The sequence below is a fragment of the Sphingobacterium sp. IITKGP-BTPF85 genome (genome assembly GCF_001006065.1).
GTDB classification, from domain to species: Bacteria; Bacteroidota; Bacteroidia; order Sphingobacteriales; family Sphingobacteriaceae; genus Sphingobacterium; species Sphingobacterium anhuiense.
Genome location: NZ_ASZT02000229.1, coordinates 1 through 4,462, shown reverse-complemented (window position 1 = coordinate 4,462; position 4,462 = coordinate 1). Strand labels below are relative to the sequence as shown.

Sequence of the window (4,462 nt, the reverse complement as noted above, 5' to 3'; positions counted from 1 at the left end):
CTGGGTACTGGTACGGCTGAAGTATATAGTTTGTATAAGCGCCGAGACTTCTTAAGCTTGACGTTCAACTAGTGAAACAGCGCGATCAGCTTCAGAAGGTTATTAACGATCTTTTGGACAAGCAGATCGACCATATCCGGACAACAGAAAATAGTCCTAAGAACAGTAAACTCTACTTCTCTATCCTGTTAGAGACAAACGAGCTGATCAGCTCTACATTTAAACTCTTACGGTTATTCAAGGAGTTTGAAGAGTTCAAACTGAACAATAAAAAACAAAACTAACATCAGTTAGTATCAAAAGCTCGAGATTCATCGGGCTTTTCTTTTTTCTCTCGATATATAATTCGATACAATGAACAACTGAATTTTCAGCTAATAATTGACATAGGAGTTTTATTTATTAGATTTACCAATCTTTAGGCCTAAATAATTTAAATTCCGAGCAAGCTCTTTCATCGTGAGGCTAAAAAACCTGGCGTAATTCATATTTGGGAAACGGCATTGCTTGTCATAGTTGAATAGACTATATTAATCTAGATGTAAATTTTGATTAGCTGTCTTTTCTAGAGTTTATCTCATTAACACTTTAAGTTCCTAACCAAATTTCATGTTTTCCAACTCGTGCTTTTAAAAACCGGAGTAGGTGAACAGAATACTAAATTGGAAATTATATCAATCTAAAGGTTTTTTTGGAATCAAGAAGACAATGTGACAAGACATTTTTAAAAACTGAATCAGATGAATACGATTTGAATTATTTCATTACTTACAGCATAAAAAATATGAGGGTGGTTTTTGAAAAATTAAATAATAAGTTGGCCTGTATGCATATTAGAATGTTGATAAATTTCGAAGTATTTTCGGACAATGGTAAATGAAAAGAAAACATACTACATTAACTTTTAAAAATAAGAATTTTAAATAATGCAAATAATAAACTCGCTACATATAAAAAACTGTGCAAACTATCTTATGGTTAATTTGTATCATAGATAGAAGGATCTGACTAAAATTTTTTAAATGATTATTGATAAGTAAAAATGATAACAAATACATAGGATTTTTTATGTTCCTATGTTTAAACTACTATGTTATGACGAAGAAAAAAGTTTTTGTGTGCGACGATAATACCAGCATAGTAGAAGTAATAAAAGTAGTGCTGAGTGAGTGTCTTGATCTTGATGTGCTTACCGAAACAAAAAGTCTAAATGCTTTATCCTATATAGAGCAAGAATTTCCTGAAATTTAATCGTTGATCTCTCCATGCCCGGTATTTCTGGAGATCAATTAATTAAAAAAGTTAGAAGCCATGATATATTGAAAGGTTTATTTATAATTTGTATTTCGGCTAATTCTGATGGTAAAAAGGTTGCTATGAATGCAGGAGCAGATGTTTTTTTACCCAAACCCTTCAATCTTGTCGATCTTCTGAAGTCATTGGAAGGATATGAAATGAATAAAAAGAGCGAACACATTTCTAATGATCAGGCATTACTGAATTGATTGAAATACAGATAGCTTTTATAGTTTTGTATTAAATTGAACTTTATCTACCTTTAAATACAAGTAAGCCAAAGCCATTCTGTAAAAGATGGCTTTGGTTCTTTAATCCTTCGCTGAAATCCATATTTATTAGCCTTTTCATTCTATTTGTCACTGTTGAAACAAAGATAGTTTGTCCCATCCGGCTTTCCGTTGTTTTTAAAAGTATGGTGAGCATAAGGTGCTTTTTTGTAATTTTAATCTTCACTCGCTGAGCAGAGTTAATCAAAGGGTTAAAATCTGAAAATGGTAAGAATATCTATTGTGACGTAGTGCAGAAGTAATAAATGAATTATTGAAGCAAATATTAATACACGAATTTATTATGTCTGTTATGCCAGTTTTGTGAGTTAACAGAACAGGGTAAGTTAAAAGATATAAGAACTGATCAGGTAATTCGAATACATCACCGAAAAACATCTGAAACAGAATTAGTAAAATTATATTATAAACGAAAGAATTAAAATGAGCAAAATCATCTTTGACAGCGGAATATCACTTGATGGATATTATGCAGGCGATCATAGAAGTCCTAACAATCCAATGGGCGGTGTTTCAGAAAAACTACACCAATGGATGTTTAACCAAAAAGCCTTTTGGAAATACTTGGGGTTCGAAGGAGGCACAGAAGATGGGCCTGACGGTAAATATATTAGAGAGACAATTGAACGAACAGGTGCATTCATTATGGGGAAGAGAATGTTTGAAGAAGGGGAGGTAAGTTGGCCCAATGATCTCTATAAAGCAGATGTTTATGTATTAACACATGAAGAGCGAGAGCCTTGGATTCAGGAAGGAGCGACAACTTTTTACTTTATAAATGATGGAATAGAGTCTGCTTTAGACAAGGCAAGACAATCAGCAAAAGGAAAAGACATCAGAATACAAGGAGGTGCTAACACTATTCAACAATTTTTAAATGCAGGACTAGTGGACGAATTTTTGATTCACATTGCACCTGTATTCTTAGGTAGCGGTATCCGGCTTTTTGACGGAATTGATAAAGACCAATATGATATAAAAATTGCAGAAATAATACCTTCAGACCTAACGATCCATTTGAGATACAAGCTGATAAAATTATAATAATAACCAATCAATATAATAAATCATTTGGTATTCAGAGGTTATAGATAAAATTATTTAAAAGATAAAGTGTTAGTCTTTGAATATGCAATAACGATGGCAACAAGATAACTGATTGCTCAACATTCATGTGTTTTCATCCTGTTGAATATTGGATTAAAGAACGGTGGGGTATAGGTATTATACTCAGTAGAAAGCACTCATAATTAAATGCATCATTTGCTAATAATAAAAAACTCCTTTAAGGACAATGTGATATTAATTTTACTTGTTTTTTGGTTTAGCATAACAGTTTAGTTAAAGCCTTTAAAATAAGATTTTTGGTAATACCTTATATATAGTATTATACAAGCTTTTTAATTCAAATTGTAAGTGTTCTAAGCAATAATGCGAATTTATGTCTAATTCCTTTTCATTCACCATATATTTAATATTCTTGTCATTTAGACAAGAATAGGCATTGTTCTTTCTTTAAAGAATCTTAATTGTATTTTTTTTGCAGGGTAGTCTGTTCAATTTTGTGAAATAATCAAAATAAAACTGTTATGATTATTTATATATTTCCTACTGTTGTGATGAACTGTAAATTTTGAACTCACATATGATTAAATCCGATCCATAAATTGATTTAACGTATGTAGTTCATTATAGTAAATTCATAGAGATAATTATATTTTCGCTTTATAAACATTTACCTTATTGCCGTCAATTATTTCAGTGCCTGAAACAGATACATACTCACTATTTCGCACCATTGCGCTAGATATGTATGAACTTGAATAATACCATCCAAAAGATTCAAAAAAATTTTTGATTTTTTCTACAATCATACCTGCTGAACAAAATTGTTCATTTTTCAATAAGTAAAAAGTTATTGCATAAGTAATGCTTGGCCGCTTTTCTAATAGGCTATAGTAAGCGACATTGTCTTTGTGGATTTGTTTAAGAATATTACGAGAATTTCCCTCAATCGCAATTTCTGGACTGTTAAACTCTATTAGTGTTTTATTAAAAAATGAGCTTGCTATGTTAATGTCCTCGATATTAAATAAAGCTTTCTCTTTTCTTATTCTAGCTAATGTTCTAGTTGATTTGTCAATAAGATTTGCAAAATCCGTATCATTAATACCATTACTATCAATTAGCTTAAGAATATTTTTGGTTATTATTTTTCTATCAATATTCATCATAACCAAATATGAAACCGACGCGAATTACAAAAAGTGACATAATATTCTTTTTTTGTAATTTGTTTACTTATCTTTGATTTAGAAAGAGAGTAATATGTGCTTTCTTGAAGAACTTAGGTGTTTAAACTAAGAGTCTTGCCGTCACAATATTCTCACGCCACGACGCAAGGCAGCAGATTAAACACCCATGTCTATACTTTTATGCTATATTTGCATAACAGGTAGATGTGGGTCTGCTGTAAATCCGTGTCTTGTAGGGCGTGAGAAACTTATTGTGACGACGGTTAGTAGACCCACATGTATCTTGGATCTTTCTCGCCAACAAGACTCGTTAACCAATAGCGAGTATGAACAAAAAACAGACCACCAAAAATATCATCAAGCCGGCAGATTAGATCTGTTGCGCAAAGTCACTATGCTGACTATCCATTCAAAATGCAATACTGAATACCAAATTATAACCTTTGACGAAGACTATTAATTGCATTTTTTCCAATTTATTTTTTAACTATTGAAAAGTTGGAACAGGGGCTTATTTGCCAAATTTTTAGCTCCTGATTCACTTCGTATAAACCTTAAAAAATGCAAAAACTTGCTACAGGGAGAGCTATGCGCTGTCCCAGGGAAATAACTGTCTTCTGT

The 4,462-nt window shown here is 31.7% G+C and carries 5 protein-coding genes; 4 read left to right on the top strand and 1 reads right to left on the bottom strand.

The genetic code is table 11. From position 1 onward, the window contains the following. Positions 1-71 precede the first annotated feature (71 nt). The 4 genes from L950_RS29020 (at position 72) to L950_RS24225 (ending at position 2,630) form a co-directional block, all read left to right on the top strand. Positions 72-284 (top strand): hypothetical protein, encoded by a 213-nt coding sequence (locus tag L950_RS29020; protein WP_156169851.1) that lies wholly within the window; start codon positions 72-74, stop codon positions 282-284. Between the two features lie 811 nt (positions 285-1,095). Beyond that, positions 1,096-1,251, top strand: a complete 156-nt coding sequence (locus L950_RS29015) for a hypothetical protein (RefSeq protein ID WP_021191348.1) — start codon at positions 1,096-1,098, stop codon at positions 1,249-1,251. A gap of 14 nt (positions 1,252-1,265) precedes the next feature. Then, positions 1,266-1,505: a response regulator gene (locus tag L950_RS24235; protein WP_021191347.1), complete on the top strand. Its 240-nt coding sequence runs from the start codon at positions 1,266-1,268 to the stop codon at positions 1,503-1,505. Between the two features lie 504 nt (positions 1,506-2,009). Beyond that, on the top strand, positions 2,010-2,630 hold the full coding sequence (locus tag L950_RS24225; protein ID WP_021191345.1) for a dihydrofolate reductase family protein: 621 nt from the start codon (positions 2,010-2,012) through the stop codon (positions 2,628-2,630). Between the two features lie 668 nt (positions 2,631-3,298). Here L950_RS24225 and L950_RS24220 read toward each other — a convergent pair. Beyond that, entirely contained in the window at positions 3,299-3,820 is a 522-nt protein-coding gene (locus L950_RS24220; protein ID WP_156169849.1) for a hypothetical protein, read from the bottom strand. Between the last annotated feature and the right edge of the window lie 642 nt (positions 3,821-4,462).

Bases quoted from the DNA above. Each gene is read 5' to 3' on its own strand.
- L950_RS29015 (WP_021191348.1), top strand. From the start codon at position 1,096: ATGACGAAGAAAAAAGTTTTTGTGTGCGACGATAATACCAGCATAGTA.
- L950_RS24235 (WP_021191347.1), top strand. From the start codon at position 1,266: ATGCCCGGTATTTCTGGAGATCAATTAATTAAAAAAGTTAGAAGCCAT.
- L950_RS24225 (WP_021191345.1), top strand. From the start codon at position 2,010: ATGAGCAAAATCATCTTTGACAGCGGAATATCACTTGATGGATATTAT.
- L950_RS24220 (WP_156169849.1), bottom strand. From the start codon at position 3,820: ATGATGAATATTGATAGAAAAATAATAACCAAAAATATTCTTAAGCTA.